The 26021-nt window shown below is 34.8% G+C and carries 29 protein-coding genes and 1 riboswitch; of the genes, 7 read left to right on the forward strand and 22 right to left on the reverse strand.

Translation table 11 applies throughout. From position 1 onward, the window contains the following. Window positions 1-33: 33 nt before the first annotated feature. The 8 genes from P2W75_RS15265 to P2W75_RS15300 all read right to left on the reverse strand — a co-directional run bounded on the left by P2W75_RS15265 (window position 34) and on the right by P2W75_RS15300 (window position 7943). Window positions 34-1653, reverse strand: coding sequence for an ATP-binding protein (locus P2W75_RS15265; RefSeq protein ID WP_276381130.1), 1620 nt, complete (start codon window positions 1651-1653; stop codon window positions 34-36). A 5-nt stretch (window positions 1654-1658) separates the two neighbouring features. Further along, window positions 1659-2672, reverse strand: a complete 1014-nt coding sequence (locus P2W75_RS15270; RefSeq protein WP_276381131.1) for an ATP-binding protein — start codon at window positions 2670-2672, stop codon at window positions 1659-1661. Next, on the reverse strand, window positions 2665-3081 hold the full coding sequence (locus P2W75_RS15275; RefSeq protein WP_207295992.1) for an anti-sigma regulatory factor: 417 nt from the start codon (window positions 3079-3081) through the stop codon (window positions 2665-2667). The genes P2W75_RS15270 and P2W75_RS15275 overlap by 8 nt, the downstream gene beginning before the upstream one ends. Continuing rightward, window positions 3062-3460: an STAS domain-containing protein gene (locus tag P2W75_RS15280; protein WP_207295991.1), complete on the reverse strand. Its 399-nt coding sequence runs from the start codon at window positions 3458-3460 to the stop codon at window positions 3062-3064. Before P2W75_RS15280 ends, P2W75_RS15275 begins: the two co-directional genes overlap by 20 nt. A 13-nt stretch (window positions 3461-3473) precedes the next feature. Continuing rightward, on the reverse strand, window positions 3474-4316 hold the full coding sequence (locus tag P2W75_RS15285; protein ID WP_207295990.1) for an STAS domain-containing protein: 843 nt from the start codon (window positions 4314-4316) through the stop codon (window positions 3474-3476). Window positions 4317-4730: 414 nt separating this feature from the next. Beyond that, window positions 4731-5060, reverse strand: coding sequence for a DUF4870 domain-containing protein (locus P2W75_RS15290; RefSeq protein ID WP_276381132.1), 330 nt, complete (start codon window positions 5058-5060; stop codon window positions 4731-4733). A 130-nt stretch (window positions 5061-5190) separates the two neighbouring features. Next, window positions 5191-5934 carry a LytTR family DNA-binding domain-containing protein gene (locus P2W75_RS15295; protein ID WP_276381133.1) on the reverse strand — a complete coding sequence of 248 codons (744 nt, stop codon included), beginning with the start codon at window positions 5932-5934 and terminating at the stop codon, window positions 5191-5193. Continuing rightward, window positions 5931-7943, reverse strand: a complete 2013-nt coding sequence (locus P2W75_RS15300; protein WP_276381134.1) for a sensor histidine kinase — start codon at window positions 7941-7943, stop codon at window positions 5931-5933. Before P2W75_RS15300 ends, P2W75_RS15295 begins: the two co-directional genes overlap by 4 nt. A gap of 247 nt (window positions 7944-8190) precedes the next feature. Here P2W75_RS15300 and P2W75_RS15305 point away from each other — a divergent pair, with 247 nt between their 5' ends. The 4 genes from P2W75_RS15305 to P2W75_RS15320 are packed head-to-tail and all read left to right on the forward strand — an operon-like array spanning window position 8191 to window position 10168. Further along, the gene (locus tag P2W75_RS15305) at window positions 8191-8646 is read left to right on the forward strand and encodes a hypothetical protein (protein WP_207295986.1); all 456 of its coding nucleotides are present in this window, start codon (window positions 8191-8193) and stop codon (window positions 8644-8646) included. Window positions 8647-8688: 42 nt separating this feature from the next. After that, window positions 8689-9093 (forward strand): hypothetical protein, encoded by a 405-nt coding sequence (locus P2W75_RS15310; RefSeq protein ID WP_276381135.1) that lies wholly within the window; start codon window positions 8689-8691, stop codon window positions 9091-9093. Beyond that, window positions 9090-9602 carry a hypothetical protein gene (locus tag P2W75_RS15315; RefSeq protein WP_207295984.1) on the forward strand — a complete coding sequence of 171 codons (513 nt, stop codon included), beginning with the start codon at window positions 9090-9092 and terminating at the stop codon, window positions 9600-9602. Before P2W75_RS15310 ends, P2W75_RS15315 begins: the two co-directional genes overlap by 4 nt. 17 nt (window positions 9603-9619) lie before the next feature. Next, window positions 9620-10168: a hypothetical protein gene (locus tag P2W75_RS15320; protein ID WP_207295983.1), complete on the forward strand. Its 549-nt coding sequence runs from the start codon at window positions 9620-9622 to the stop codon at window positions 10166-10168. Between the two features lie 177 nt (window positions 10169-10345). Here the strand turns inward: P2W75_RS15320 and P2W75_RS15325 are convergent, their stop codons facing one another. The 6 genes from P2W75_RS15325 to P2W75_RS15350 all read right to left on the reverse strand — a co-directional run bounded on the left by P2W75_RS15325 (window position 10346) and on the right by P2W75_RS15350 (window position 15463). After that, window positions 10346-10945: a murein L,D-transpeptidase catalytic domain-containing protein gene (locus tag P2W75_RS15325; RefSeq protein ID WP_276381136.1), complete on the reverse strand. Its 600-nt coding sequence runs from the start codon at window positions 10943-10945 to the stop codon at window positions 10346-10348. Window positions 10946-11191: 246 nt separating this feature from the next. Beyond that, the gene (gene metQ / locus P2W75_RS15330; RefSeq protein WP_207295981.1) at window positions 11192-12004 is read right to left on the reverse strand and encodes a methionine ABC transporter substrate-binding lipoprotein MetQ; all 813 of its coding nucleotides are present in this window, start codon (window positions 12002-12004) and stop codon (window positions 11192-11194) included. Window positions 12005-12044: 40 nt separating this feature from the next. Next, a complete protein-coding gene (locus P2W75_RS15335; RefSeq protein WP_276381137.1) occupies window positions 12045-12698 on the reverse strand; it encodes a methionine ABC transporter permease MetI in 654 nt (217 codons plus the stop codon). Continuing rightward, entirely contained in the window at window positions 12691-13722 is a 1032-nt protein-coding gene (gene metN / locus P2W75_RS15340) for a methionine ABC transporter ATP-binding protein MetN (RefSeq protein WP_276381138.1), read from the reverse strand. The genes P2W75_RS15335 and metN overlap by 8 nt, the downstream gene beginning before the upstream one ends. A gap of 275 nt (window positions 13723-13997) precedes the next feature. Next, entirely contained in the window at window positions 13998-14468 is a 471-nt protein-coding gene (locus P2W75_RS15345) for a cupin domain-containing protein (protein WP_276381139.1), read from the reverse strand. After that, complete coding sequence (locus P2W75_RS15350; protein ID WP_276381140.1) at window positions 14465-15463, reverse strand: NADP-dependent oxidoreductase; 999 nt, start codon at window positions 15461-15463, stop codon at window positions 14465-14467. Before P2W75_RS15350 ends, P2W75_RS15345 begins: the two co-directional genes overlap by 4 nt. Before the next feature lie 92 nt (window positions 15464-15555). Here P2W75_RS15350 and P2W75_RS15355 point away from each other — a divergent pair, with 92 nt between their 5' ends. Next, window positions 15556-15933 carry a helix-turn-helix domain-containing protein gene (locus P2W75_RS15355; protein WP_207295976.1) on the forward strand — a complete coding sequence of 126 codons (378 nt, stop codon included), beginning with the start codon at window positions 15556-15558 and terminating at the stop codon, window positions 15931-15933. A 251-nt stretch (window positions 15934-16184) separates the two neighbouring features. Continuing rightward, window positions 16185-18107: an RICIN domain-containing protein gene (locus tag P2W75_RS15360; RefSeq protein WP_276381141.1), complete on the forward strand. Its 1923-nt coding sequence runs from the start codon at window positions 16185-16187 to the stop codon at window positions 18105-18107. Window positions 18108-18213: 106 nt separating this feature from the next. Here the strand turns inward: P2W75_RS15360 and P2W75_RS15365 are convergent, their stop codons facing one another. From P2W75_RS15365 to P2W75_RS15400, 8 genes are all read right to left on the reverse strand, one after another. Beyond that, on the reverse strand, window positions 18214-19686 hold the full coding sequence (locus tag P2W75_RS15365) for an aminotransferase class V-fold PLP-dependent enzyme (protein ID WP_276381142.1): 1473 nt from the start codon (window positions 19684-19686) through the stop codon (window positions 18214-18216). A gap of 57 nt (window positions 19687-19743) precedes the next feature. Then, window positions 19744-20733: a TlpA disulfide reductase family protein gene (locus tag P2W75_RS15370; RefSeq protein WP_276381143.1), complete on the reverse strand. Its 990-nt coding sequence runs from the start codon at window positions 20731-20733 to the stop codon at window positions 19744-19746. 241 nt (window positions 20734-20974) lie between these two features. Beyond that, window positions 20975-21075: riboswitch (SAM riboswitch) on the reverse strand. 286 nt (window positions 21076-21361) lie between these two features. Beyond that, entirely contained in the window at window positions 21362-22447 is a 1086-nt protein-coding gene (locus P2W75_RS15375; RefSeq protein WP_276381144.1) for a nitronate monooxygenase family protein, read from the reverse strand. A gap of 12 nt (window positions 22448-22459) precedes the next feature. Then, complete coding sequence (locus tag P2W75_RS15380) at window positions 22460-22840, reverse strand: nuclear transport factor 2 family protein (RefSeq protein ID WP_276381145.1); 381 nt, start codon at window positions 22838-22840, stop codon at window positions 22460-22462. Window positions 22841-22913: 73 nt separating this feature from the next. Then, window positions 22914-23648, reverse strand: coding sequence for an SDR family NAD(P)-dependent oxidoreductase (locus P2W75_RS15385; protein ID WP_276381146.1), 735 nt, complete (start codon window positions 23646-23648; stop codon window positions 22914-22916). Window positions 23649-23654: 6 nt separating this feature from the next. Further along, complete coding sequence (locus P2W75_RS15390; RefSeq protein WP_207295969.1) at window positions 23655-23873, reverse strand: 4-oxalocrotonate tautomerase family protein; 219 nt, start codon at window positions 23871-23873, stop codon at window positions 23655-23657. Window positions 23874-23877: 4 nt separating this feature from the next. Then, window positions 23878-24432, reverse strand: a complete 555-nt coding sequence (locus tag P2W75_RS15395) for a YceI family protein (protein WP_276381147.1) — start codon at window positions 24430-24432, stop codon at window positions 23878-23880. A gap of 366 nt (window positions 24433-24798) precedes the next feature. Next, window positions 24799-25371 carry a Crp/Fnr family transcriptional regulator gene (locus P2W75_RS15400; RefSeq protein ID WP_276381148.1) on the reverse strand — a complete coding sequence of 191 codons (573 nt, stop codon included), beginning with the start codon at window positions 25369-25371 and terminating at the stop codon, window positions 24799-24801. A gap of 163 nt (window positions 25372-25534) precedes the next feature. Between P2W75_RS15400 and P2W75_RS15405 the strand changes: the two genes are divergently transcribed. Beyond that, on the forward strand, window positions 25535-25936 hold the full coding sequence (locus tag P2W75_RS15405; protein WP_276381149.1) for a DoxX family protein: 402 nt from the start codon (window positions 25535-25537) through the stop codon (window positions 25934-25936). The last annotated feature ends 85 nt before the right edge of the window (window positions 25937-26021 follow it).

Below are 26021 nucleotides of genomic sequence, written 5' to 3' on the forward strand. Positions count from 1 at the left end.
AAAAGGCAGTCTAAAAACTGCCTTTTTTATTTTCTATTTTTTAGGAAGATAAATCCAGAATGTGGTTCCTTCTCCGGGCTTACTGCTGAAATTAATCATACCGTTGTGATTTTCAATAATTCTGCGGCATAAAGCAAGTCCTATCCCGTTTCCACCGTATTGGTCACGTTCGTGCAGACGCTGGAACATATCGAAAATCCTTTCGGAATATTTGCTGTCCATTCCAATTCCGTTATCAGCAATTGATATAACATGATAATTTTCTGCCGAAGTTACTAAGTTTACATCCTTAGGAACATCTTCGTACGATACGGTAACGGTTGGCAGTGAAGTATTAAATTTAAGTGCATTATTAATCAGATTGTAAAATAACTGACGCAGCTGTGTATCAAGTCCAGGCACCACTGGCAGCGGATTTACATTTATAATCGCATTTTTTTCTTCGATTACCATACTTAAATCTGCCAATACTTCCTGAAGAACAGCATTTAAATCGACTGGTTCAAAATATTGTTCTTTGTTTTCTATTCTAGAATAATTAAGAACATCTGTAATTAGATTGGATAATCTTCCAGCCGCCAAAGTGATTCGGTCAAAGTAATATTTTTTCTTTTGATCTTCACTTAAATGTTCTCCCGCACGAGAAAGCATAATCATAATTTTTCGAAGCGGTTCCTGAAGATCGTGGCTCGCTATATAGGCAAATTGTTCTAATTCTTTATTTTTGAAACGCAGTTTGGAGTTTGCACTTTCAAGTTCACGCTGAATTGCTTTAAGTTCTGTATTGTCTTTCAGCGTTTCAACGATCATTTTCTGCGCATTTATATCTACAAAATAGACTAACCAGCTAGTAAAACTGCCGTCTTCTGCTTTGTTTGGAATAATGGAAACCAAGTGCCAGATATAATCTTGACCTTTTTTAATTCTGGCTTCTCCAATATAATCTGATTTGTTTTGTTTGGCTCTGTTCCACCCTTCCAAAATTTCTTCTATATCTTGAGAATGAACAAAATTTCCCAGCGTTCTTTTATCAAAAATAAGTAATGGCAGGCTAAGATAATTTTCTAATGACTCATTCACCAGTAATACATTATTGCGCTCGTTAACTACGCAAATTAATACTGGAATTGTATTGGCCAATCGCTTGTACTTATTCTCGCTTTCAGCCAGTTTTTCAGAAAGTGCAATAAGTTCTATATTTTTCTTTCTAATTTCATCATACGGAGATAAAGGCGGTTCAAATTTAAAGTAATCTATTAGGCTTTTTATCTTAGTTTCAGAAAGAAGCCCCGGCGCTGTTACGGGCTGGCTTATTTTGGTTACCGACTGATTATTCGCATAACTATATTCGATATGTCCCGAAATTTTAGAAGCATAATTGAAAGCTTCTGGACTGCAGCTTTTTAAATCTACAGTATCTGTAATAACGGCTACAATTTCTTTTTGGGTTGCTTTAATAATATTAATCCCCAATACAAGCAGAGAATCAGTTCCTTTCGCAATAGAACATCTGGCAATCTCAGAAACAGCTGTCGAAAATCTCGTCTGGAAAGAAGACGGCATCCCGCACATTTCAGCAATTTTCATACACCGTTTATGGGCCAGAATTAAGTCCATTTCGTTGTCAAGGTTTATTTGAATAATCTCTTTCATCGCATTTAGATTATTTTACCAACCAAAATTGTAGCATCGTCAGTTCCTCTTATATTTTCTTTAAATAAAGAAGCCGCTATAATTCCCGGGCTTTGCTTAAAAATTGAAGTTAAATCGTTTAAATTCCATCTTGTACGTAATCCATCACTGTGCATAACAATAATCTGATGTTTTTTAAAAGGTACAATGGTGCTGTTTAAAGTACGCGGAATATTATGTCCAATAATTCCGTTATAAGCTGTATAGGTTTTATTCTCTAAACCGGTATAAATGCGGGTATTAATATTTCCAATCCCACAAATATTCCATACTTCAGCTTTATAATCTACTGAAGCTATTGTTGCTACCAATCCTCTGGTTTTCTTTACTTTAGAATGTATTTCTCTCAGCACTTCTGTGGGATTCCATTCAATTGTTTGTCTAAAAACTTTAATTGCGGCTTCAACGGCTTCATTTGCACTTTCGCCATGACCTAGTCCATCTCCCACAAAGATCTGAAAACCTTTGCTAGAATGTTTTACATAATACCCATCTCCGCATAATTTTTCACCTGGATAATTAACAGCAATTGTTGTGTAATTAAGTACGTTTTTAAGTAAAGGAGGATTAAATTCTGATGTTTCACAGATTTTAACATATTGAACACAGCCCCAGTTTTTAATGGAATAAATTTGGAAGTCATTGCTCAATCGTTTAATTGAGCCCAGTCCGTGTCCGAGTGTATTGGAAGAAGAATAGCCATCATTCATTATTTTGGCTACATTGTCAAATCCAACGCCATTATCGAGACAGTAAATCTCTATAAGGTTTTGATCATTTTCTACATGAGCTCTGTATAAAAGCTCTCCGCCATTGGCGTATTTAATTAAGTTTGAAGTTAATTCTGCAACAATAATATCCGTTTCGGCAGCCCTGTGAGCGCTAAAACCTATTTGAAGGGCAAGATTGTGTATTTCTCTTTTTATAAAAGCAATTAGACTTCTATCGTCTATTTTATAAGTGGAAAACGTATTATCCATTTTTCCATTTTGTTATAGTAACGGTAGTACCGCTTCCTAGTTCTGATTTAATGTCAAATTCATTGACAAGTCTTTTTGTTCCCGGCAAACCTAATCCAAGGCTTTTTCCTGTGCTGTAACCATCTTTCATAGCCAGACTAATATCTGCAATACCCGGACCATTATCAATAAAAGTTACGCGCACGCCATTTTCACGGCCATTACTAACCGATTCTATAATGACTTTTCCACCTCCTCCGTATTTCAGAAGATTACGAACGAGTTCACTGGTTGCCGTAATTAATTTGGTTTGATTAAGAATACTCATACCAACCCTAACGCCGTACTCTTTTACACGGTTGCGCAACGGTACAACGTCTTGTTCTTTTACAATAAGAGCTTCTTCTTTACTATTCGTTATCGTCGTCATACTCCTGCTCTTCGTTATCGCTTATGTGCATTTTTGAGCGAAGTAAATCCATACCTTTTTCTACATTTAAGGCACTTATAACTCCATTTAGGGACAAACCAAGTTCAACCAATGTAATAGCAACTGCTGGCTGCATTCCTACTACAACTGTTTGTGCATCTAATATTTTTGACATTACAGCTATGTTTCCTAAAATACGTCCCATAAACGAATCGATAATAGAAACTGCTGATATATCAATTAATACGCCTTTTGAACTATGTTTACTAATGGTATTTATTAAGTCTGACTCCAAATTTTCTGCCAGCTGGTCGTACAAATCGACTTGTATGGTAACCAGCAGAAAATCCCCCATTTTTAGTATAGGAATTCTTTCCATATTCTTAAAAATCTTATTCTACAATTTTCTTTCTTTTCACAACATTCAATTGCAACATTTCGAAAGCAGTTTGTAAAGCACTTGCAAGAGATGCTTTAGTAGTAATACCGCTTAAATCGATTCCTAAGTGAACTACTGTTTGTGCAATTTCTGGACGAATACCGCTTATGATACATTCTGCTCCCATTAAGCGGGTTGCACTTACAGTTTTAATAAGATGCTGTGCTACTAGAGAATCTACCGCAGGAACACCAGAAATATCCAAAATAGCAATTGAACTTCCTGTGTCAACAATTTGCTGTAAAAGGCTTTCCATTACAGTCTGAGTTCTTGAACTGTCTAAAGTCCCAATAATTGGCAGGGCTACAATGCCGTCCCAAACTGCAATAACTGGAGTTGAAATTTCGCTGATTTCATCGATTTGTCTGGCAATTACATCTTCTCTTCCTTTCATAAAGGCTTCAAAAGTCATAATCATCATGTTATCTAAAATCGCATTTAATTTTAAATTGGCATCATAAAGCTGTGCTGGATCTTTTATCAATTCAGACAAGACTTTCGAACAAGCTTCTTTAAAAGATATTAAATATTGAGCATTTTCTCTTGGTGAAAATCCACGTTTTCCTCTCGATGAAGAGATTCCCACAATAAGATCTTGAACTTTTTCGAGTTCATTAGAATTTTCGAATTTTTCATCAGATTTTGACAAAGCAGTTAAAAAGAGTGAAGCAAATTCTTTTGACTCTTCTTCTTCCATTGCTCCATCGGTAGATCCACTATCTAAAAGAATTTGAGACCATATCGTTAATAATTTGTTTTCGTGCTCTTTCAAGTCGCCCAGTAAGTTGTTTTGCATTTGGATTTTGTTTGGATTGTTCTTTAACAAATATATGATTTTAAATTGATTTTCGGAAAACATTTGTTAAAACGTAATGAATTAAAAATTAACACTTTATTCATAAATATTAATTTTTAACATTTTATAATCAAAATAATGTTAAAAAAATTGCAAAAAACTAGAAATCTAAAAACGCAAAAAGAGACAATAATAATTGTCTCTTCCTTGATTATGAATCAAATTCAAAATTTTTACGGCAGAAAAATGCCGGTTAAAAAAAGCATTTTAGTTTTCTTTTAAAGTAGACTACAAGTTAAAAGGAAATTGGCATCTAAAATGATTTCTTAACATTATCTCAAGGCAAAAAAATGCTTTTGTGAGAATAATGTGCTATCCAAAAAAATTAAAAAATCTAAATAAAGGTAAAATTGGTTAGTTTATAAAATCAAATTTGTCTTCAAACATTTTACCGATTACAGGAATAGGTTTCTTCTGCTCATTTGCCGCATTGATAATTCCAAAAATCCATAAGATTAAAAAGGCATAACCCACAAAACTTAAAAAATAAAGAGAAGGTACTATTGACAAAACAATTGAAAGGATAATATTGACAGCAAATGTCAATAGGAAAATTCCAAATCCTTGTTTTAAATGATAAATGACAAGATCGCTTTTTGGCGTTTCATCTTTGCTTTTTACAAAAGCTATAATCCAGCCAATAATGGTTACATAGCTCAGGATTGATAAGGTTTTATTATTCATGGTTGTCTGTATTTTATACGAACAAAAATAAATACAAGAGATGTAAGCCAAAACGATTACTTTGTTATTGGTAGTTTCCAATTGGCATTGGTAGTAATTGACTATTTAAACTGTCAACAGGCATTCAAAATTAGACTTCATCTTTCATCAATTTGAAAAAGGATTCTTTTTTTCCTCTCGAAATCGGCACTGAAGATTTATCAGACATCATAATCATTCCTTCACGAGAATAACTTAAAATTGCATTTACATTAATTAAATGCGACTGATGTACTCGGAAAAACAAAGGCGGCAGCAGAATGTCTTCGTAATTTTTAAGTGGTTTCGAAACCATAATTTTTCGGCCGTCAATCAAGAAAAATGTCGTGTATGAACCCGAGGTTTCGCATCGTAAAATCTGATCCAATTTTACCACATACATCGCTTCCTGAGTGGGTAGAACCAGTCGGTCAGGGGTTTTAGAAAGATTGGTCTGCAATTCGGTAATCTGCTGCTTTTCAAGAACTCGTTCCTGCAGGATTTCAATACGATCTATAGCGGCTTTCAATTCCTGCGGATCAATTGGTTTCAGAAGATAATCGACTGCGCTGTATTTAAATGCATTGATTGCATGCTGTTCGTAAGCAGTCGTGAATATGAGATGAAACGAATTAAAAGAAATCTGCTGCAAAACATCAAATCCAGTTCCGTCTTTGAGCATAATATCCATAAAAACCAAATCAGGTTTTAATCGGTCAATTATCTTTTTCGCTTCTTCCACTGTTTCGGCGTATCCAACAATCTGGACGCTGTCTCCAGAAACCATTTCGAGCATAATCGACAACGCTTCTCGCAAACGGTGTTCGTCTTCAATAATTATGGTTTTGTATATCATGATAGTATCGGAATATTAATAATTACCACACAGCCGTGTGTATCGGTTACAGGATCTCTTTCACTTACTGTAAAACCTGCGTTTGGGCTTTCCTTCTGCATTATAGACAATCTTTCATCTGTAATCGTAGTCGAAAGTGATTGATGAGTTTCGTTGATTTTTATTTTTCTGGAAGCGGTTAATCCAATTCCGTTATCTGTAATGGTACAGATTAAAGTGCGCTGTTCTTCATCTTCTTTAAAATAAATTTCGATAAGTCCGCGTACATTATTTTCTTGTGGTTTTAAACCATGTTCTACCGCATTTTCTATAAAAGGCTGAATCAATAAAGGTGGAATTAAGATATCTGTTTCTACATTCGCATCACATTCAATTTTATAACCAAATCCGTTGTTTAAGCGAAGCTGCTGCAGTTCGATGTAATTTTGCAGTGTATTGATTTCTTCTTCAAGAGAAATGGTTTCTTTTCGGGATTGTTCTAAAATCTGTCTCGTCAGTTTAGCAAATTTATTCAGATAAGAAACTGCCGGAAGCGTATCTTTCTTCAAAATCATACTCTGGATATTTCCCAAAGCATTAAAAATAAAATGAGGGTCCATTTGCGAACGGAGTAATCTTCTTTCTAATGACAATCTTGCCGCCAGGTTTTCGATGGTTTCTTTCTCCATCAATTGGATTTTAAGTTCGTTATGAACCTGTTCCTGCTTTAGAAGGTCTTCCCTATTCTGATAATATCTTTGACGATAATGATACGATCGGAACATGAAAACCAATCCAATTAATAAAACACCCGCTATTCCGTAACCTAATAACTTATTTTTCTGTTCGAGTCCATTTTCGAGTTCAAGCTGTTTGATTCTTTCTGCTTTTTTGGAAGATTCGTATCTCGCATCAGCATTCTGAAGCATCGATTGCGCAGATTCTTTATATTTTAATTGATTGTATTTTGTAAAAGAGGTATCGTATGCATAATACGCTTCAAAATCTCCCCGCTTTACCGCAACATCTTTGAGAGAATTGTAAAAAGCTGCCATGAGATAATTATCAGTATACGGAAGGCTTTGCTGGTATTTTATTCCGTTTATAAACAAAAGTTCGGCTCTTAGATAATCTCCTTTTTGAGTAAAATAATACCCTTCAAGACCAATTGCGCTTCTAAAAATAATCTTTACATTGTATTTTTTGGCAATGGCGGTCGCTTTTTCCAGATTCGATAAAAAGGCTTTTTCGTTAATCGGTTTTGGGCCTTTCGTATAAAGATCGGCCAGGTTTACATAGGCGATTCCGATAGTACTTTTACTGACGATTTTATCGGCATTTTTTTCGGCTAAAGAAACAGTTTCCAGAAAAAACTTCATTGCCCTTTGCCATTCCTCTTTTCCTTCAGATTCAAGTTTATCACTTAAGAAACTTCCAAAAGCAAGTCTAGCGAATAATTGACTTTCGGGATCACCCGATTTTGAAGCGTGAGCCAATGCCTCTCTGGCGTATTTTTCTTCTTTTTCTGGAGAAGCTGGATAAAAGAGATACGAAATATCGGCAGCAATTTTAGCACATTGATCGTGTGCATTTTCTTTGGAAAATAATGTATACGCTTCCAGCAGATAGTTTATTGCCTGAGATTTGTCGTCTATATACGATTTTAAAGAACCCATTGCTGCAGATGCAAATGCTTTGGCTCTGCTACTAGTTCCTTTTTGTGCCAGATCGTACGACATATCGGCATAATGGATAAACTCTTTTAGATGCAGTAGTTTTCTCTGGGTAAGCGCTAAGTAAGCATAACAAATTGCCTCATCTTCTTTGCTATTGTCTATTTTAGCCAGACGAAGTGCTTGTTTTTGTATTTTAATGCTCGCCGTTGTGTCCGAAAAACGTTTGGCAAATCCTTCTTCAGCCATTTTCTCTACGGCAGAAATCTGAGCCTGAATTACAGTTGTAATAAAGAAGAAAAACAGCAGTACAATTCGCTTTTGTTTTTTGAAATTTATCGTGAAATTTTGTGGCATACATAGTGGTAATTACCGCCAAAGTACAAATTGCGTTCTGACTGACCAAACATTTTGGTATTGTTTTTAATGTATAAAAGTCTTGCTTACAAGTGCTTAAAATCAGTTGAGATGCCTTATGTTTCCTGATATATTTCAGATTTAACCAAATAAAAACCTAAACCATCCGTATGCCAATTTGCGATTGCCAATACTTTTGGTATGAAGTAATCTTGTTATACTAAATTATTTTAAAATCAGAAATATTATGAACAAGAAAATTCTTTCATTCTTATTAATTAGTTTCCTTTTCCTAACACAGATTACATACGCACAGCTGGAAGAAAAACGCACTAAAGTGGAGATTACAGTTAAAGACGGAAATAAAACGATTACCGTTCCTGTACGTACAGCTACAGTGTCTTTTACAAAAGGAATTGCTTCTCAAGATCCATTAGATAAAACCGATAACCGAAATTATTATCTAACGGTTGATTTTGAAAAACAAGATACAAACTTGCTTCGTGCTTTTGCATCCCATAAAAATGGACTTGATGGACAAATTACGATGATTGACACGTTTGGAAAACTTCCAACTAGAAAATTTGAGTTTAAAGGCGGAAAACTAGATAGTTTAAGCGATCAGCTTTCGGCGGATTATACTAGTTCGTACTACTCTATTTACTGTAACCTTTTGATTATTGACGGTGTAACAATTGAATAAATGGAATTGAAGTATTTTACAAAATCCGGAAATCAATTTATCATGAAACGCGATTATAGTTTTGCGCTGGTTATTAGTATTGCGCTTGCCATTTTTGCGGGAGCTGGGATATGGATTAAGGAAATGGCAATGTTTTGGATTTTCGGGATTTTGTCTGTTTTAAGTCTAATATCGATTTGGTCAAAACAAATCATTATTGATTTAGAGCGAAAGGAAATTATCGTAAAAATTGGATTGATTGGAAAACCGTTTCCAATTCCGTTTGAGGATTTTCAAAATTTTGAATTAGTGAGAATCAAACAGTATTTATTGACCACCAATACGTCTTTGAACATCCAATACTTAAAAAACGGAAAAGAAAAATCTGCCATGATTGCACAAGGATTTACGAGTAGATCTATGCAGAATCTGGCCAACGAAATTGATGAAATTATACACGGCGTATGAAAATCTGGGAAAAATATAATTTACAAGAAACGTCAGACCATCTTATTTTTCAACCTTTTAAACCGCTGCAAAAACTTTCGCAGTGGTTTTTAATTGGAATTTTTATAGTTGCCATACTATTTCCTTTACTACGAAGTTATGTTGATGCAGTTGTATTGTATTCTGTTTATATATTGCTGGGATATTTCTTTCTTCACAGTTTGTACGATATTCTGATTAGGGCAAAAATTACATATACATTTGACCTTAAAGAAAAATCAATCTATCGTGAAAGTCCTATTTCTAAAAAGAGAAAAATACTAAAACTCGAAGAAGCTGTTATCTTTGTAAGTTCCGAAATGGGAAGCTGGCATTACAGTATTGGCGCACGAAAAAGCCAATTTGTAAAAAGTTATAGCATTAGTGAAAACTTTAGTTCGGGCAAAAAAAGCGATCGAAAACAAGCTGAATATGAAAATCAGATTCTGGTGAAAATTCAAAATATGATCGACACTTCTACAACCATGTAACATCAATTAATTTAAATATGAAAATTCAGAAAATCATCGCCTTAGTATTTGTATCAACCTTATTGTTTTCATGTAATTTTTTTACTGACAATTCTCCAGAAAGAGTTTTTGAACTTATTGGTTTAAATGCCAACAAGATTCCTAAAAGTTTTGAACGTGTTTTTAAAGAGTATTATCAGCAGAAACAAAACGGAACACTGCAAGCTCTTGCTGAGGATCAAAAATCGATGCGTAATTCTAACTGTGTAGATGCGGTTAATTTTTATTATGGAAATACTTTTAAAGAAGACATTAAAAAAATAAATGCTCTAAGCAAAACAGAAGAAACTGAACCGATTATCAAAGCTGCAATTGATATGTTTGAATATGCCCAAAACATACAAACAAATGATTTTCCTAAAATTGCTAAAATGATCGATGATGGAAAAAGCGAAGAAGAAGTTCTGCATGCCGCAAAAGAACTCGACAACGCAAAAGGAATGGAACTCGACAAAAAATACGAGAAAGTAATGAGTCTTTTATTACCTTATGCTGATAAACACGGCGTGGAGTATAAGAAGTTTTAATTTTAGTTAGAAGTTATGAGTTAGGAGTTATGGGTTATGGGTTGCCATGATCTAAAACTTCTAACTCTTAACTCTTAACTCTTAACTCTTAACTCTTAACTCATAACTCATAACTCATAACTCATAACTCATAACTCATAACTCATAACTTCGAACTCATAACTTCGAACTTCCAACTCAATAATAAATATTCAAAATTATTTTCGATTTCGAATTGTCAATAATTTTTTCCAATTTTTTAAAGAAAGCTTCACTTACCATAGGACAGCCATGACTATTTGAAATGTAATACTCTTGCTCTTCATTTGGAACAGCAGAATAAGAATGAAGTACAATAGCTCTTTTTAAAGCGTTGCTATTAGATTCGTTTAAACCTTCTAGTTTATAGGATTTGCCAAACATCCCTTTGTAGGAACTTCCCACTACATAATTTCCCAGAGAAGTACATTTAGAATTAGGTTCATTGCTGAATTTAAGTTCTCCCCTTACATTGGTTTCAGAACCCACACCATTTGCTACAAGACCTTGATCTATAATTTCGTTACTTTCTAGATCATAAACAAAAAACCGGTTCTTCCCAGACTTAATTCTCATATCAATAAAAAAGGCAATCTTGGTATTATACGCTTTATTTTTAGCAATAACAGCTTTTACATCGGTAAGCTGTATACTTAAACGTTCCATTTCTGGAGATAATGGAGGTGTTTCTATTTTGTTTTCATTTGGAACACCCCAAAAACCAATCATTAAAAACAAAATAAGGCTAAAGTTTTTCATAAAAATTGTTCTTAGAATTAACAGAACAAAGTTCCAACTTCAACCAAACAAAAATTACCCTAAGAAGACTGATTAACAACAAAATAAGACTATTTTTAAAACAAAAAAGACAGATAATAACAATCATCTGTCTTTTTTGTTTTAGGTGTCAAGTTTCAGGTTTCAAGTTAAACTCATAACTCATAACTCATAACTCATAACTCATAACTCATAACTCATAACTTATAACTTATAACTCATAACTATTTACCAACCTTTTACAGCCCCACCTTTAAATTCACGTTCAGCTGCTTTTTCAACTTCTGGAGATTGAAAAGCCTGTAAAAACTGTTTTACTTTTTCTTCATTTTTATTGTCTTCACGGCTTACCACAAGATTTACATAAGGTGAATCTTTATCTTCTACAAATAAAGCATCACGAGAAGGAACCAAACCTGCTGCAGAAGCAAATGTATTATTGATAATCGCAATAGAAACATTGGCATCGTCTAAGGCACGAGGTAATTGAGGCGCTTCTAATTCTAATATTTTCAAGTTTTTAGGATTGCTGACAATATCAGTTACTTTTGGTAGTAAACCAACACCGTCTTTTAATTTTAATAAACCATTTTTCTGTAAAAGCAATAACGAACGGCCTCCGTTTGTTGGATCATTTGGAATAATAACCGTGCTTTCGTTTTTCAACTCAGCAAGCGTTTTTATCTTTTTAGAATAAGCTGCAATTGGATACACAAATGTATTACCAATAATAGCCAATTTGTAACCTCTTTGTTTAGACTGTTCATCTAAATACGGTTTGTGCTGAAAAGCATTTGCATCAATATCGCCTTGGCTTAAAGCTTCATTTGGAATTACATAATCGTTGAAAGAAACCAATTCAACTTCCAATCCGAATTTTTCTTTTGCCACTTTTTTAGCGGCTTCAGCTACTTTTAATTCTGGTCCCGAAGCTACTCCTACTTTTATAAAGTGCGGATCATTCTTTTTACTATTTCCACAGTTTGATAAAACTAGTGCCAATGCCAAAACCCCAGCCGTTTTTAAAATATTTAATTTCATACTATTTTTAATTTTTAATTCTGAATTTTTAATTGAATGTTTATCTATGATCGAATCTTTTTGATAATTTGTCTCCTGCAAACTGAATCACGAAAACTAGAATGACTAGTAATGCTAGAACAGAATTCATCGTCAAAGCATCGTAACCAATATATCCATATTGATATCCTACTTGTCCTAATCCGCCTGCACCAACGGCACCTCCCATAGCAGAATATCCTACAAGCGTAATTAAAGTAATAGAGGCTGCATTAATTAAAGAAGGCAACGCTTCTGGCAATAAAACTTTATATACAATTTGAAAAGGCGTTGCGCCTAAAGCTCTTGCCGCTTCTATTAATCCTGATGGAAGGCTTAACAAACTGTTTTCAACCAAACGGGCAATAAAGGGCGCTGCACCAATACTTAACGGAACTAAAGCTGCACTTACACCAATTGAAGTACCCACAATGGCACGTGTAAACGGAATCATCCAAACGATTAAAATGATAAACGGAATCGAACGAAATACATTTACCACAACCGATAAAGTTCTGTTTAAAACAGGCTGTTCTAAAATTTGATTTTTACGGGTAAGGAAAAGTAAAATTCCAGTTGGAAGTCCCAATAAAAAACCAAAAAAGCCCGATACAAAAGTCATAACAATGGTTTCCCATGTTCCTTTTAACAATAAATCTATAAGAGAATCAGACATAACCTATAATTTCTGTTTTAATATGTTTTGAATTAAAATATTGAATTGCCGCGTCATAGTTTTCGCGTTTTCCTGAAAGTTCAATTAACATGACGCCAAAATTTACCTCGCCTGCCTGATCCATTTGTGCGCTTATAATTTTGAAATCAGTATCGAACAGTCTGGAAACTTCAGAAATAACAGGTTCATTCACTGATTTGCCAGTCATTTCCAGTTTCAATAACGGATTCAGATTTCCATTATCTTCTTTTTGTAATTTATCTTCATAAACACTTGGAATTTCTAAATGCAGTGATGATGAAATAAACTCTTTTGTTAATTCATGTTTTGGATCGGCAAAAATTTCGCCTACACTTCCCTGCTCTATTAATTTCCCTTGGCTGATTACAGCAACTTCATCGCAGATTGATTTTACAACTTCCATTTGATGAGTAATCAACAAAACTGTAATGTTCAGACGTTTATTAATGTCTTTCAAAAGGTTTAAAATAGATCGTGTAGTCGCAGGATCAAGTGCACTTGTAGCTTCGTCGCATAAAAGTACTTTTGGATTATTGGCTAGGGTTCTGGCAATCGCAACCCTCTGTTTTTGCCCGCCCGAAAGACTTGCCGGATAATCATTTGCTTTTTCGGCCAAACCAACTAATTGCAGTAGTTCTAATACACGTGTTTTAATTTCGCTTTTAGGAGTTCCGGCTAATTCTAATGGAAAAGCCACATTATCAAAAACGGTTCTTGAAGAAAGCAGATTGAAATGCTGAAAAATCATTCCTATTTGTCTTCTTTCAATAGCCAGCTCAGCGTTTGATAACTGCATTAAAGCTTTTCCATCAACAATAATTTCTCCTGATGTGGGTCTTTCCAATAAATTGACACAACGGATTAAAGTACTTTTTCCGGCACCAGAAGTTCCAATAACACCAAATATTTTTCCTGGCGGAACGGTTAGCGAAACATCAGACAAAGCCGAAACAATTCGGTCTTTCTGATGAAACGTTTTGGTTACATTTTTTAATTCAATCATTTTATATTCAGATTTGCGAAACAAAAAAGCTTTTCAAACATTCATGAAAAGCTTTTTGAAATAATATCGTTTTTATAGAGAAGCCTTCTAAATGAATTACATAACTGTATTACAGCACATCATGGTACCGCAGTTATAATAATTCTTCATATTCAGACTGTTATTTCTCATTGTTGCTGCAAATTTAAATAGTTAATTTTAATTTTTATATAAAAATCCTTAAAACTTTTATTAGCCTATCAATATGGTAGACTAAAAATCTAAATTACCTGGTTTTAAGCTGATTTAGCGTCGAGTAAAACAGCCAATTGAATACACGGCAAATCGGAACGATTGCTCCACGCATGATTCGTTCCGCGTTGAATTACGATATCTCCTGCCTTCAATAAAGTTTCTCCTTCCTCAACAATCAAATAAATTTCTCCCGAAATGATAATAATATAATCCAAAGTATCCGTTTGATGCATTAACGGATGAGGCTGGCCTTCAGGTGCAACGATTCCTAAATCTTTATCTGGCGGAATTTGTACATACCGAAAATAACTTCCGTTTTTAGGTGTACTGGGAAAAGCAGTATTTTCAATAACTTTTTCTTCAAAATTAGCTGGAGTGCAGTCAGTTGACCAAATATCTGAAATTATCAATCCGGGAAAATGTTCTGAGACATTGGTAACAATTTCATCCTGTTCTATAATTGATTTTCCATTTCGTATTCCGGTTACAACTCTTCTTGGTATTGTTTTCATTTTTTGTTAATCTGCATTATTAATTTTCTTCCGCCTGTTTTATTCTCTCGCAAAATGGTCAGCGCTTTAGTAACCGTTTCGGTATCCAGTTCTCCGACAATAGAAATATTTGGCGGACTAATTAATTCTTTTTCTAATAAATGGCTCAATTCTGTCAATCCGTTTTTATAATAGTCATATTGTTTTTCAATTCCATAAGCATAATTGGAAATATTGTAAATAGTTGCTCCTCTTGAAAAAAGAATCCCACGAGATTCTGGGGTTGAAAAATTTGTAACATCAACATAAACCCCGTTTATTTTTAAAAGTTTTGCTGCAATTTCAGCAACTTGATTTCCAACGAAATCGACAGCAATATCAAACTTTTGATTTCCATTTAAAGCAAGAGCTGTTTCGTAAATGTCATCTTTTTTGTAATTGATGATTTGATCTTGCTTTACGCCGAGATGCAGTAAAGAAGTAATACTTTCCTCATTTCCGGCTGTAACCACGAAATTGGTAAAACCTTTAGCAATAAGCAGTTTAATAAAAATATTTCCTACACCGCCAGCCGCGCCTGTAATTACTATTGAATTGGTTACAGAAACATTCATTCGTTTAAAAGCCTGCAAAGCGGTAAGTCCGGCTGATGGAATTCCGGCTGCTGCTTCAAAAGAAATATTTTGAGGTTTCATAACGGCAATGTTTTCTGGAACACAAATATATTCGGCGTATGTTCCGTTGGAACCCATACTTCCCGATCCGCAGAAAACAGCATCGCCAATTTTAAAATCGGTTACTGCTGTACCAATTTCTGTTATAATTCCCGAAAATTCTCGGCCCAGAATTGGCGAATGAATGAGCTTTCTTTCTGAACCGTTTTCCGTCATTTGATAATCTATCGGATTAAAACCTGAAGCCATAATCCTTACCTGAATCTGATGGGGTTCGGGTAATGGAATTTCTACTGTTTCCAGTTTAAATTCACGATTTTCCTGTAATAGTATTGCTTTCATTTTTATCATTTTAGTTTACAAAAATATGGCTGTAATATTCTATTTTTGTTATGGGTTAACCTAAGGTAACCGGTTACCAAAGAGAAACTAGTATGGCAAAAATTAATGATAACGGGGTGCTTCGCGAAGCCAATTGTTCTGAAGAACTTATGGCAATGCGTGACAGTCTTGATGTTTTAGGCGGAAAATGGAAATTGATGATTTTAAGGTTTTTAACCAATAGAACGCATCAGGTGATCCATTTTAAAAAAATGCAGCGCGAAATTGACGGTATTTCGGCTAAAATGCTCAGCAAAGAACTTAAAGAATTGGAAACCAATTTGCTCATCTCCAGAACAGAGCAAGATACTAAACCAGCAACAGTAGTTTATGCTATTACCGAATATGGCAAATCGGTACTTCCAGTTACAGAAACCTTAGTTAATTGGGGATTGGCACACCGAGAAAAAATTATAGAATCCCTAAAATGATATCTCGCTGTTAATTCAAATTTAGAATTGCAGCTTTACTTCTGTAAATCCCCGTGATGTAAAAAACAATTTCTTTCTCAAGACTCTCTATTTTTCTAATTATATAAGCTTGTTGATATTAGCAAAAACTTAACAAGAAAAACAACAAACACAATCGGTTGTTTAAATCACTTAAATTTTTAAATTAGCAGTAAAAAACTTACTCATAGTGAGGAAGTATTATTTACTAACTAATTAAAACCATTTAAGTTATGAAAAGATTTAAAAAATTACTTTTTCTATTTTTAGTGCTTTTTCCTCTTACGCAATTGTTTGCGTGGCCGGGAATGCCATTGCCTCCTCTGCATGTTGAAGGCAAAAATTTAAAAGATCCATGCGGAAAAAATGTATTACTGCATGGCGTTGCCATAACTCCGAGTCCTTGGTTTAATGGCTGTTCGTATAACCAGTGCCGTTGGGATAATTATAATGTTCAAGGCTGTCTGAATTATAATAATGCTGTTATGGATGCGCTTACAAACACCAGTAACGGATGGAAATTAAATTATATAAGACTTCATATTGATCCTTACTGGACAAATACACCTGGCTGTTCAGCAGGGGAAAATAATATTTCATGTTTTGACTATAATAGATTGGTAACTTATGTAAATCAAGTCATAATTCCTTTAATTAATCATGCCAGAAGCAGAGGATTGTATGTTGTTCTTCGTCCTCCAGGAGTATGTCCTAATCGAATTGCATTTGGTGACAACTACCACAATTATTTAAGAACTGTGTGGCAGTTTTTATCAAACCATCCAAATTTAAAGAATGTAGATAATGTGATGTTTGAATTAGCCAATGAACCCATAGAAATACTGGGAACAAATGGAAATTGGGGTGCAACTGGCGATGAGCATTTTGCCGCTTTACATAATTTCTTTCAAGATTTAGTAAATAAGATTAGAGCGAATGGTGCAAATAATGTTTGCTGGATACCAGGAACAGGATATCAATCTCATTATCAAGGATATCCAAATCATTTGATTACAGGAGGTAATATCGGCTATGCAGTTCATGTTTATCCGGGATATTGGGGAGCAAATGCAGAAAACACGACCAGTTTTAATAATGCCTGGAATGCCAATGTGCAGCCAATTGCTAATATAGCACCTATTATGATCACCGAAACAGATTGGTCTCCTTCTGGCGACCAAACATGGGGTACGGGTACAACAAGCGGTTTTGGTCTGAATTTGAAAGGCAGAATTGATGCTACCGGAAATTGCAGTTGGAATTTGCTTGCTCCAGAAGGGCTGATAACCAATGCAGATCCATATAATGTTACAACCGCTTTTAACAACAGCTGGGAATCTTGCGCTGCGCCAGTTAAACAATGGTTTTCTGAATATGCAAACAATAATATCCCATCGCAAAGCTGCAACACATTAATAAACAATACTGTTTATGAAATTGAATTTAAAACAAACTCAAATAAAGTCCTAGATCTTAAATATGGAACTAATGCAAATGGTACTGTAATCCGTCCTTGGGATAGATCAGGTGCAACTGCGCAGCAATGGATTGCTATTGATGCTGGAAACGGCTATTGGCGTTTTAAATCAAATGCAAGTTCTACAGGACGTGTAATCGATCTTGAAAGCGCAGATGCAACAAATGGAAAATCGATACGACTTTGGGATAATTATAGCAATGATGCTCAGAAATGGCTGGTAACCGATGTTGGCAATGGCTATTACAGCATAAAATCAGCAGTAGATACATCAAAAGGCTGGGACACTGCCAATTGTAATATGGATGGTACAGCAAATCTTCAGCTCTGGGAATATTACGGAACTTCATGCCAATTATTTAAGTTCAATAAAGTTGGAACTACTGCAAAAAGCGCCATTACTAAAAATATTTCACCCAATACTGATGAAATCTCTACTGACGTGCAAGTATATCCTAATCCATCAAAAGGCGGTGAATTTAATATTTATTTCCCTTCATCATCAGATGAAAATTATTCTCTAGCCGTTTATTCAAGTGGCGGCGAGCTATTATACGAAACCAAAAATCTAAAATCGAATACTAATCAAGCCGTTAAAACTAGACTTCCTAAAGGAGTATATTTGGCTAAGATTTCTCAAAATTCGACCGCAACAACCAAAAAGATCGTAATTGAATAGAACAATACTTATAGATTTAAGATTAACTTTATAGTCATATTCATCATTATTTGTTAAATACAAAAACCACTATTTTAAATTAAAATAGTGGTTTCTTTTTCACTAACTAACTTAACTTAAACCATTCTTTTACCTCTTTTTCGATAGTATCTTTTATTTGAGGATTTTCAAACTCATTAGAAACGGGATTATACTCATAATCCTTTTTCCATTTTTTATAATTTAAAGCTACTTTTTCAATCGCATCGCAGATATAAAAAAGTTCTTCATTACTCATAATTGGATGCAATGATAAACGAACCCAGCCTGGCTTATTGGTTTGATTTCGCTGCAGTAATTCATTCGTAATTTTAGCAGATTTCTTTTCATTGATGTTGAAGAGATAGTGCGCGTATGTGCTTGCACAAGACCATCCGCCGCGGACCTGAATTCCAAAACGATCATTTAAAAGTCTAACAATCAAATTATAATGAATATCTTCAATTACAAAAGAAACACAGCCAATACGCTCTGTAGTTAAATCTCCCAAAATAGACAGCCCTTGTATTCGTTGAAGTCTCGAAAAACAAAGATCAAGTAATTCTTTTTCTCTGTTTTTAATATTCTCCACACCCATCTTTTCTTTTAATTCTAAAGCCAAAGCGGTTCTGATTACCTGAAGAAAACCCGGAGTACCGCCATCTTCTCTAACTTCTATAACATCGCTGTAGCAGTATTTTCCCAACGGATTGGTCCATTTTACATTTCCTCCGCCTGGATTATCAGGAAAATCAGATTGGTATAATTTTTCATTGAAAACCAAAATACCGCAGGTTCCTGGTCCGCCTAAAAACTTGTGAGGTGAAAAGAAAATCGCATCTAATTGTTCTTCAGTATTTTTTGGATGCATATCAATTTTGACATACGGTGCCGAAGCTGCAAAATCTACAAAACAAAGTCCGCCGTTTTGGTGCATGATTTTAGCTAATTCATGATACGGCGTAATAATTCCCGTAACATTCGAGCAAGCCGTAAACGAACCGATTTTTATACTTCTGCCAGCATATTTTTTAATTTCCTCCGAAAGAACTTTTGGATCAACCAAATTGTTTTCATCAGGAGGAAGAATGACTACTTCAGCATTGGTTTCATACCACGAAACCTGATTAGAGTGATGTTCCATATGCGTGATAAAAACTACAGGCCGGTCTTCTTCTGATTTTGTTCGAAGAGCCATGATACGCTGTAGTTTAGACAACGCTGCTGTCATTCCGCTTCCAGTTGTTACCAAAACATCTGATTCGCTGGCATTAACCGACTTTTTAATAATGTCTCTCGCATGCTGATAGGCATGTGTAGATGTTTTTCCTGTTTGACTTGAAAGTGAATGCGTATTGGCAATCATTGGACCAATTTTATTAAGCATTATATCTTCGATCGGGGCGTATAACCTTCCGCTGGCAACCCAGTCTGCATACACTAGATTTTGCTCTCCGTAAACCGATTCGAAAGTATGGTTAATTCCTACGGTGTTTTCTCTAAACTTAGAAAAGTAACACTCAGGTTCTGTTGGTTTTGTTGTTGGCTCAATAGCATTCATATCCTTATCATTTTTAATTAACTAAATTGTATTGTCGTTATTTCTTTTGGATTGGTTTTAAATTTTATTCTCCAAAAGACTTTTTAATGTAGATTGTAATTCTTCTCCATGCAGGTTTTTGGCGACGATTACTCCTTTAGGATCAATTAAATAATTGCCAGGAATTGCTCGCACACCATATAATTTAGCAACAGCGCTATTCCAGAAAAGCAAATCAGAAACGTGTGTCCATGTTAAATTATCGTCTTGAATTCCTTTAACCCAATTTTCTTTCTTTTTATCCAATGAAATTGCCACAATATTGAATCCTTTATCATGAAATTCTTTGTAGGCTGCCACAATATTCGGATTCTCTTTTCGGCATGGCCCGCACCAAGAAGCCCAAAAATCGACCAAAGTATATCCTTTTAAATTGTCATAAAGGCGAACTGGTTTTCCATCAGGATCATTGGCAGTAAAATCAGGGGCTTTTTTACCAACAGCTAATCCGTCTAAAACGGTAACCAGTTCTTTTAGTTCTTTCACATAAGTAATGTTTTGAAGGCTTTTGTCTAATAGAGCAATATTTTGTGTAATCTGCTCTGGAGATAATCGATACGACCAGTTTCTATACAGCACATAAGCCGAAACAATAGATTTTGGATTTTCTATTATGAATTTGCTGATTTCAACATCTTTGGTTTTTTTATAGGTTTCGAACAAATCTTGAGAAGCCGAACCTTCAACCACAGAAGCAGTATAATATTTCTTCGGACTTAATTTTACTGTGATCGGGTCTTTCTCAAGGAAAATATACAATGGCGAACTTTCTGTATTGACGCTTAATCCATACAATTCTGGCGTTTTTACTTTTGTTTTAAAACTAAAATTTCCGTCTTTTACTTTTACCGAATCAATCGTGGTAAACATTTTATTGTGAAATTTTTGCAGGTAAACATATTGTACTACAGTGTCGGCAACTGTTCCTTTTAATTGTAAATTGTTTTCTTGAGCCTGAGTTTGAAAAGCTCCAAGAAATAAAGCAAAACCTAATAGTATTTTTTTCATTTTATTTTTAGTTTTAGATTAGACAAAAGGATTTCGGGCTAATGTCAAAAAGCCATCAGCGTATGATATTAAAAAAGAAAATCTAAGTAAAAATTAGTGCTTTCGCATTCGGAAAACCGCCAGACTATTTTCTTCGAAAATTAAATTTAAAAGTTCGTATCCTGCGTACAAAGTCGATTCTGTTTTCATTTTAATACATTTTTAATATCGATGATCTTAAACAGATTTTCTGAAAAAATCTTTCTTATCTGTCCGCATGCAGCGGAAGGATTTAGCACCTTATTCGGCAACAGGTTGCTAAGACTTCACTGGGCCTATTCCCTCAGTCTTTCTGGATAAGTATCATTATATAATTTTTCTGCGATACAAATATATATTAATTCTACCGAATTAGTCAAGTTTAAAATAAGTTTTTTTTATTTTTATTGAAAAGAGATTGATTAAAAGAATCCAAACACCTATAATTAAAGCAATTATACAAAAATATAAATTTGAGAATTTCATCATTTTATAATGTAAATCATGTATCAACCTCAATATAATGAGCCAATTTGATTTTGTATGATAGTAAAAAAAACTCATTTCATAACCGAAATGAGTTTGTCTTGTTAAAATTTACAATTCAAGTTTATGATTTCAATCCTGCAAAATGAGCTGTTGTTTCTTCAATCAAAGCATTCATCAAGGCAGCAGCTTTAGTATGTTTTAAAATTGGCGAAATCTGACCGCCCCAAAATAAAATCATGTCCCATTTCTGCTGTTCGATTGCCGCTTTTCGTAACGGTGCAATAAATGTAGTTTGAAGCGGGAAAGGTAAATATCCGAATTCTTTTCCTGTCATTTGTTTGGAGACACGGCTGGTTAAACCACGCCCGAGTCTTCCTGTATAAGCTCGTGATAAAGTGGTATATTTGGCAGCATCAGAAAACAACATCTCTTTGTGAATAGGCAAAGCGTTTGATTCATCAGTTGCTAAAAAAGCCGTTCCAATCTGTGCTGCACTTGCGCCTAGTGTTAAAGCTGCTGCAATTCCTTTTCCGTCTGCGATACCGCCGGCTGCAATAAATGGCGTTTTTATTTTTTCGCGCATTAACTGCAGTAATACAAAAGTTCCTGTTACAGATGATTCTGCATCAGTTAAAAAAGAAGGACGATGTCCGCCAGCTTCAAAACCAGACGCTATAATCATATCCACTCCGGCATTGTCTAAAAATATAGCTTCGTCTAAGGTAGTTGCCGCTCCTACTGTTACAATTCCAGATCTACGGCATTGTTCTAAAACATCAGCTGAAGGCACGCCAAACATAAAACTGAAAACTTTTGGACGAATGTCTAAAATTACCTGTAATTGGTTTTCAAATCGGGATTGAAAAGGGGCTGGTTTTTCTGGTAACGGAATTTCAGCTTCATCATAATAAGGTTTGAATAAAGCCGCCGTTTTATCGAACTGTTCATCTGTTAAACCTGACTGTGGAATATCGTGGTCTGAAACCCAAAGGTTAATATTATACGGTTTATGAGTTGCCGTTTTTATTTGTTTATCAATTTCAAAAATTTCCTGCGGTGTATTGGTGTAGGCTCCGTAACCGCCCAATCCGCCAGCGTTAGAAACCGCTGCTGTCAGCTCAACTGTTGATAGATTACCGCCAAAAGGTCCCTGAAGAATTGGATAATCGATTCCTAATAGTTCCGATGCTTTTGTATTGTACCACATGAGTGAAGATTTTTAGTTATTGCTTACGTCTGTGAGCATTTTATTTACGATAAGCCATTGTCCGTTTATCTTATGGAAAGATAAAAAATCCCGATAATTAAAGTCGTACATTTTAACATTTAATTCCGCTACAGCGATAGAATTGACTACTCGTATATCAATAATTTCACCTTTAAAAGGTTTACCGGAATCTTTAGGACTTTGTCGGTTTTTAACACCATCCAAATACAAATCAACTGTTTTAAAGTAAGGCTGATTTTTGACATCTCCGAAAAGGAAAGTTCCGGGCTGAAAAATGCTTCCCAAGAGCATTTCATCACCTTCATAAATTCCTTTAAAATAATAGTTTTCTATTGCGTTGGTAATTACTTTTACCGCTTCCTGATTTTCCATTGTACTTGTATTTTGAGCTTTTATGCCCTGAAAACTCCAGAGCATAAAAGCTGTTATTAAAATAGTTTTCAACTTAGTTTAAATTGTGTCCGGCACCTTTTCCGCCATCGACATTGATAATTGTTCCGGTAATAAAATTGCTTGTGGCAACGGTATACACCATTTCGGCAACATCATCAATCTCCCCTACTCGGTTTAGCAAATGAAGTCCTGCATTGGAATCGGCATTGTCACCATGCATTGGCGTGCGAATTACGCCCGGCGCAACAGTATTTACACGGATATTTTGTTTTCCAAATTCGGCCGCTAACTGAATGGTTAAAGCATGGATAGCGCCTTTACTCGCAATGGGAGCTGTAGCCGGCCATCCGCCTAAACCGTGATTTACAAGTGGTGTTCCAATATTGATTACCACACCGTCTTTTTGTTGTAACATTTGCGGTATAACGGACTGAGTTGTAAAATAAGTTCCTTTTAGATTTGTTTTTAAAAACTTATCCAAATAAGCTTCATCAACTTCCAGAAAAGGTTTGCTTTCGAAAATTCCGGCATTATTGATTAATACATCGATAGAACCGAATTTTTGAATTGCAATTGCCGCCAGTTTTTCGCCGGTTGCTTTTTGGCTTACATCTCCTGCAGACATAGCCAGATTATCTCCTGCTCCTAATTCGGCGAAAGCTTTCTCCAAAGTATCTTCATTCAATGAATTGATAACTACGTTATGTCCTTTTTCTAAAAAATATTTTGCGATTCCTTTTCCAATTCCCGAAGCGGCTCCGGTTACGATTATAGTTTGTTTTTTCATGATGTTTTATTTTTTATCGGCTGTAATGCCTTTTTCTCTTAATACTGATACTTGTTCGCCTGCATACCCCCAATCGTCGAGTTCGATTTCCTGAATTACAATATGGGTTAAATGCGGGTCTTTGTTTAATACTTCGGTAATTAAATTGGTAATACCGCTTATTAACTGCTGTTTCTGCTCGCGGGTAACGCCTTCGCGGGTCAGTTCTAGTTTTACGTAAGGCATGATCTTAGTTTTGAGATTGTCCAGAAAAAAAAGCTTCGGCATTGATTGTAAAATCAAGTTCAAAGTCGTTGTAGATTAAAGTGTCTCCCAGATCTTTAAAGAAGTTTCCAGATCTGAATTTGATGTCGTAAAGCGTACGGTCAATTACCAGTTTTCCTGATAAAGCTGCAGTGTTTGAGTGGTTTTGCAGTGATACTTCAAATCCGGCAGGATGCGTGATATCTTTTATAGTCAGATTTCCTTCCAGATAAAAATTACCATTTAAAAGTTCTTTTACATTTAGAATTTCAAAAGATGCGGTTGGGAATTTTTCTATTGAGAAAAAATCATCAGAAGCAAGATGTCCGGCAAACTGTGCATTAGCTGCAGCATCACTTATATCTAAGATTTTGATTGAGGTTGTATCGATTACCACATTTCCTCCTTTTATTTTTCCATCACTAAAGATGAAATTTCCATTTTTGATACCAATTGTACCATTATGTGCGCCGGTTACTTTTCTCCCGATCCAATCGATTCTGCTTTCTGAGCTTACGATAGTATAATTTATTGTTTCCATTTTTATTGTATTTAAAAGTACAATACAAAGGAACGGCGGTTGTCAAAATTGGTTACGTGATGTAGATCACATTCTTTTTTTTGAGTGGCAAAGGTCTAAAGGGACAAAGCTGCAGGGGTTTTTATATCAGCTGTTTTGGTCTCTCACAATTTTGCAGATTGAACAGATTACTGTTTTGCGTATTTTTTTGTTTCACGCAGATTTTGCAGATTTATACAGACACAAATTATCAGCTCAATCTGCAAAATCTGCGAGAGCTTATACTTTAAGCTTTTGCGAGATTAATCACTTTTTGTTTAATCAGCTTAAAGCAGCCAAATCTGCGTGAAACAAAATCATTTTAATCTTAATAATCTGTGCAAAAAACTACGAATTATGAAGTCTGCTTAAAGTTTCTCTGGAAACGCCTAAATAAGCGGCAATTAAATGTTTGGGAACGAGATTGTATAATTGTGGATATAAGGCCAAAAGTTCTTCGTAACGGGTTTTGACATTATTATTCATAAAGGATAAAAGTCGTTTTTGAGAAGCGATATAACCTTTATTGGTTCTCCAGCGGAAGAAATGTTCTATCTGGTGAAACTCAGCGCAGAGTTTTTCGCGGTCTTCGCTGGAAAGACACAAAACCTCAGCATCGGTAATGCAATCTACATTTATAGAAGCCGGAGTTTGATTGTAGAGTGCATTATAATCAGAAGCCCACCAGGTTGGCATAGCAAACTGAAGAATGTACATTTTGATTTCGTCATTAATAAAGAAGGTTTTCAAACAGCCTGAAATTACAAAATATTCATGGTTTACTTTATCTCCTACGCCAATAATAGTCTGACCTTTTTTGAAAGACAAGGGTTTAAAATGAGAATAAAAGTAATCAAACTCTTCTTGTGTGAGTGATACGGTTTTCGAAATATGTTCTTGTAAAATGGCTTTGGCTTCCATCCTTAAAATAAAAATGTTTTAGTTCTGTAAAGTTATTAAATCAGATGAACTTACAGATTGTCTATTTCAGAAATCGATTTGTCCGTTTCACCTAATTTATGATATGAAATCGATCGCCATTGACGCAATTTTGTCCTGTTTAACAACTTAAAAATTTAAAATCATGAATGCAAAAACAACAAAAATTATTTATTGGACAGGAATTATTTTAACTTCTTTATGGTTTGGTGCCAGCGGATTTTTTGAATTGACAACCAACAAACTGGTGTGGGAAATTACACAGCTATTAGGATATCCAGCGCACTTTATTTACATTCTGGGTGTTATGAAAATTTCGGGAGTTATTACGCTTTTAATTCCAAACCGATTATTACGCTTGAAAGAATGGGTATTTGCCGGAATATTTTTTGACATCATATTTGCTTTCTTTTCAAAACTAGCTGTTTTAGGTTTTGGTGCAACAATAGATGCTATTATTGCTTTTGTTATGGTTAGCGTAACGTATGCTATGTTTAGAAGATTATACAGCGTTACCTACATTCTCAATTCGAAGGACGAGAAATAAAAAGCTAAGAAAGGTTTAAATGAAAAAATAAGCAGATCTTTAAAAATAAACATGAAACAAATCTCGTAAAGTATTTACGTCTTTA

This window comes from Flavobacterium sp. H4147 (assembly GCF_029360735.1).
Classification (GTDB): domain Bacteria; phylum Bacteroidota; class Bacteroidia; order Flavobacteriales; family Flavobacteriaceae; genus Flavobacterium; species Flavobacterium endoglycinae.

What these genes read in the sequence shown, in the direction of transcription:
- P2W75_RS15265 (WP_276381130.1), bottom strand. Translation starts at nt 1,653, where the DNA reads ATGAAAGAGATTATTCAAATAAACCTTGACAACGAAATGGACTTAATT.
- P2W75_RS15270 (WP_276381131.1), bottom strand. Translation starts at nt 2,672, where the DNA reads ATGGATAATACGTTTTCCACTTATAAAATAGACGATAGAAGTCTAATT.
- P2W75_RS15275 (WP_207295992.1), bottom strand. Translation starts at nt 3,081, where the DNA reads ATGACGACGATAACGAATAGTAAAGAAGAAGCTCTTATTGTAAAAGAA.
- P2W75_RS15280 (WP_207295991.1), bottom strand. Translation starts at nt 3,460, where the DNA reads ATGGAAAGAATTCCTATACTAAAAATGGGGGATTTTCTGCTGGTTACC.
- P2W75_RS15285 (WP_207295990.1), bottom strand. Translation starts at nt 4,316, where the DNA reads ATGCAAAACAACTTACTGGGCGACTTGAAAGAGCACGAAAACAAATTA.
- P2W75_RS15290 (WP_276381132.1), bottom strand. Translation starts at nt 5,060, where the DNA reads ATGAATAATAAAACCTTATCAATCCTGAGCTATGTAACCATTATTGGC.
- P2W75_RS15295 (WP_276381133.1), bottom strand. Translation starts at nt 5,934, where the DNA reads ATGATATACAAAACCATAATTATTGAAGACGAACACCGTTTGCGAGAA.
- P2W75_RS15300 (WP_276381134.1), bottom strand. Translation starts at nt 7,943, where the DNA reads ATGCCACAAAATTTCACGATAAATTTCAAAAAACAAAAGCGAATTGTA.
- P2W75_RS15305 (WP_207295986.1), top strand. Translation starts at nt 8,191, where the DNA reads ATGAACAAGAAAATTCTTTCATTCTTATTAATTAGTTTCCTTTTCCTA.
- P2W75_RS15310 (WP_276381135.1), top strand. Translation starts at nt 8,689, where the DNA reads ATGAAACGCGATTATAGTTTTGCGCTGGTTATTAGTATTGCGCTTGCC.
- P2W75_RS15315 (WP_207295984.1), top strand. Translation starts at nt 9,090, where the DNA reads ATGAAAATCTGGGAAAAATATAATTTACAAGAAACGTCAGACCATCTT.
- P2W75_RS15320 (WP_207295983.1), top strand. Translation starts at nt 9,620, where the DNA reads ATGAAAATTCAGAAAATCATCGCCTTAGTATTTGTATCAACCTTATTG.
- P2W75_RS15325 (WP_276381136.1), bottom strand. Translation starts at nt 10,945, where the DNA reads ATGAAAAACTTTAGCCTTATTTTGTTTTTAATGATTGGTTTTTGGGGT.
- metQ (WP_207295981.1), bottom strand. Translation starts at nt 12,004, where the DNA reads ATGAAATTAAATATTTTAAAAACGGCTGGGGTTTTGGCATTGGCACTA.
- P2W75_RS15335 (WP_276381137.1), bottom strand. Translation starts at nt 12,698, where the DNA reads ATGTCTGATTCTCTTATAGATTTATTGTTAAAAGGAACATGGGAAACC.
- metN (WP_276381138.1), bottom strand. Translation starts at nt 13,722, where the DNA reads ATGATTGAATTAAAAAATGTAACCAAAACGTTTCATCAGAAAGACCGA.
- P2W75_RS15345 (WP_276381139.1), bottom strand. Translation starts at nt 14,468, where the DNA reads ATGAAAACAATACCAAGAAGAGTTGTAACCGGAATACGAAATGGAAAA.
- P2W75_RS15350 (WP_276381140.1), bottom strand. Translation starts at nt 15,463, where the DNA reads ATGAAAGCAATACTATTACAGGAAAATCGTGAATTTAAACTGGAAACA.
- P2W75_RS15355 (WP_207295976.1), top strand. Translation starts at nt 15,556, where the DNA reads ATGGCAAAAATTAATGATAACGGGGTGCTTCGCGAAGCCAATTGTTCT.
- P2W75_RS15360 (WP_276381141.1), top strand. Translation starts at nt 16,185, where the DNA reads ATGAAAAGATTTAAAAAATTACTTTTTCTATTTTTAGTGCTTTTTCCT.
- P2W75_RS15365 (WP_276381142.1), bottom strand. Translation starts at nt 19,686, where the DNA reads ATGAATGCTATTGAGCCAACAACAAAACCAACAGAACCTGAGTGTTAC.
- P2W75_RS15370 (WP_276381143.1), bottom strand. Translation starts at nt 20,733, where the DNA reads ATGAAAAAAATACTATTAGGTTTTGCTTTATTTCTTGGAGCTTTTCAA.
- P2W75_RS15375 (WP_276381144.1), bottom strand. Translation starts at nt 22,447, where the DNA reads ATGTGGTACAATACAAAAGCATCGGAACTATTAGGAATCGATTATCCA.
- P2W75_RS15380 (WP_276381145.1), bottom strand. Translation starts at nt 22,840, where the DNA reads ATGGAAAATCAGGAAGCGGTAAAAGTAATTACCAACGCAATAGAAAAC.
- P2W75_RS15385 (WP_276381146.1), bottom strand. Translation starts at nt 23,648, where the DNA reads ATGAAAAAACAAACTATAATCGTAACCGGAGCCGCTTCGGGAATTGGA.
- P2W75_RS15390 (WP_207295969.1), bottom strand. Translation starts at nt 23,873, where the DNA reads ATGCCTTACGTAAAACTAGAACTGACCCGCGAAGGCGTTACCCGCGAG.
- P2W75_RS15395 (WP_276381147.1), bottom strand. Translation starts at nt 24,432, where the DNA reads ATGGAAACAATAAATTATACTATCGTAAGCTCAGAAAGCAGAATCGAT.
- P2W75_RS15400 (WP_276381148.1), bottom strand. Translation starts at nt 25,371, where the DNA reads ATGGAAGCCAAAGCCATTTTACAAGAACATATTTCGAAAACCGTATCA.
- P2W75_RS15405 (WP_276381149.1), top strand. Translation starts at nt 25,535, where the DNA reads ATGAATGCAAAAACAACAAAAATTATTTATTGGACAGGAATTATTTTA.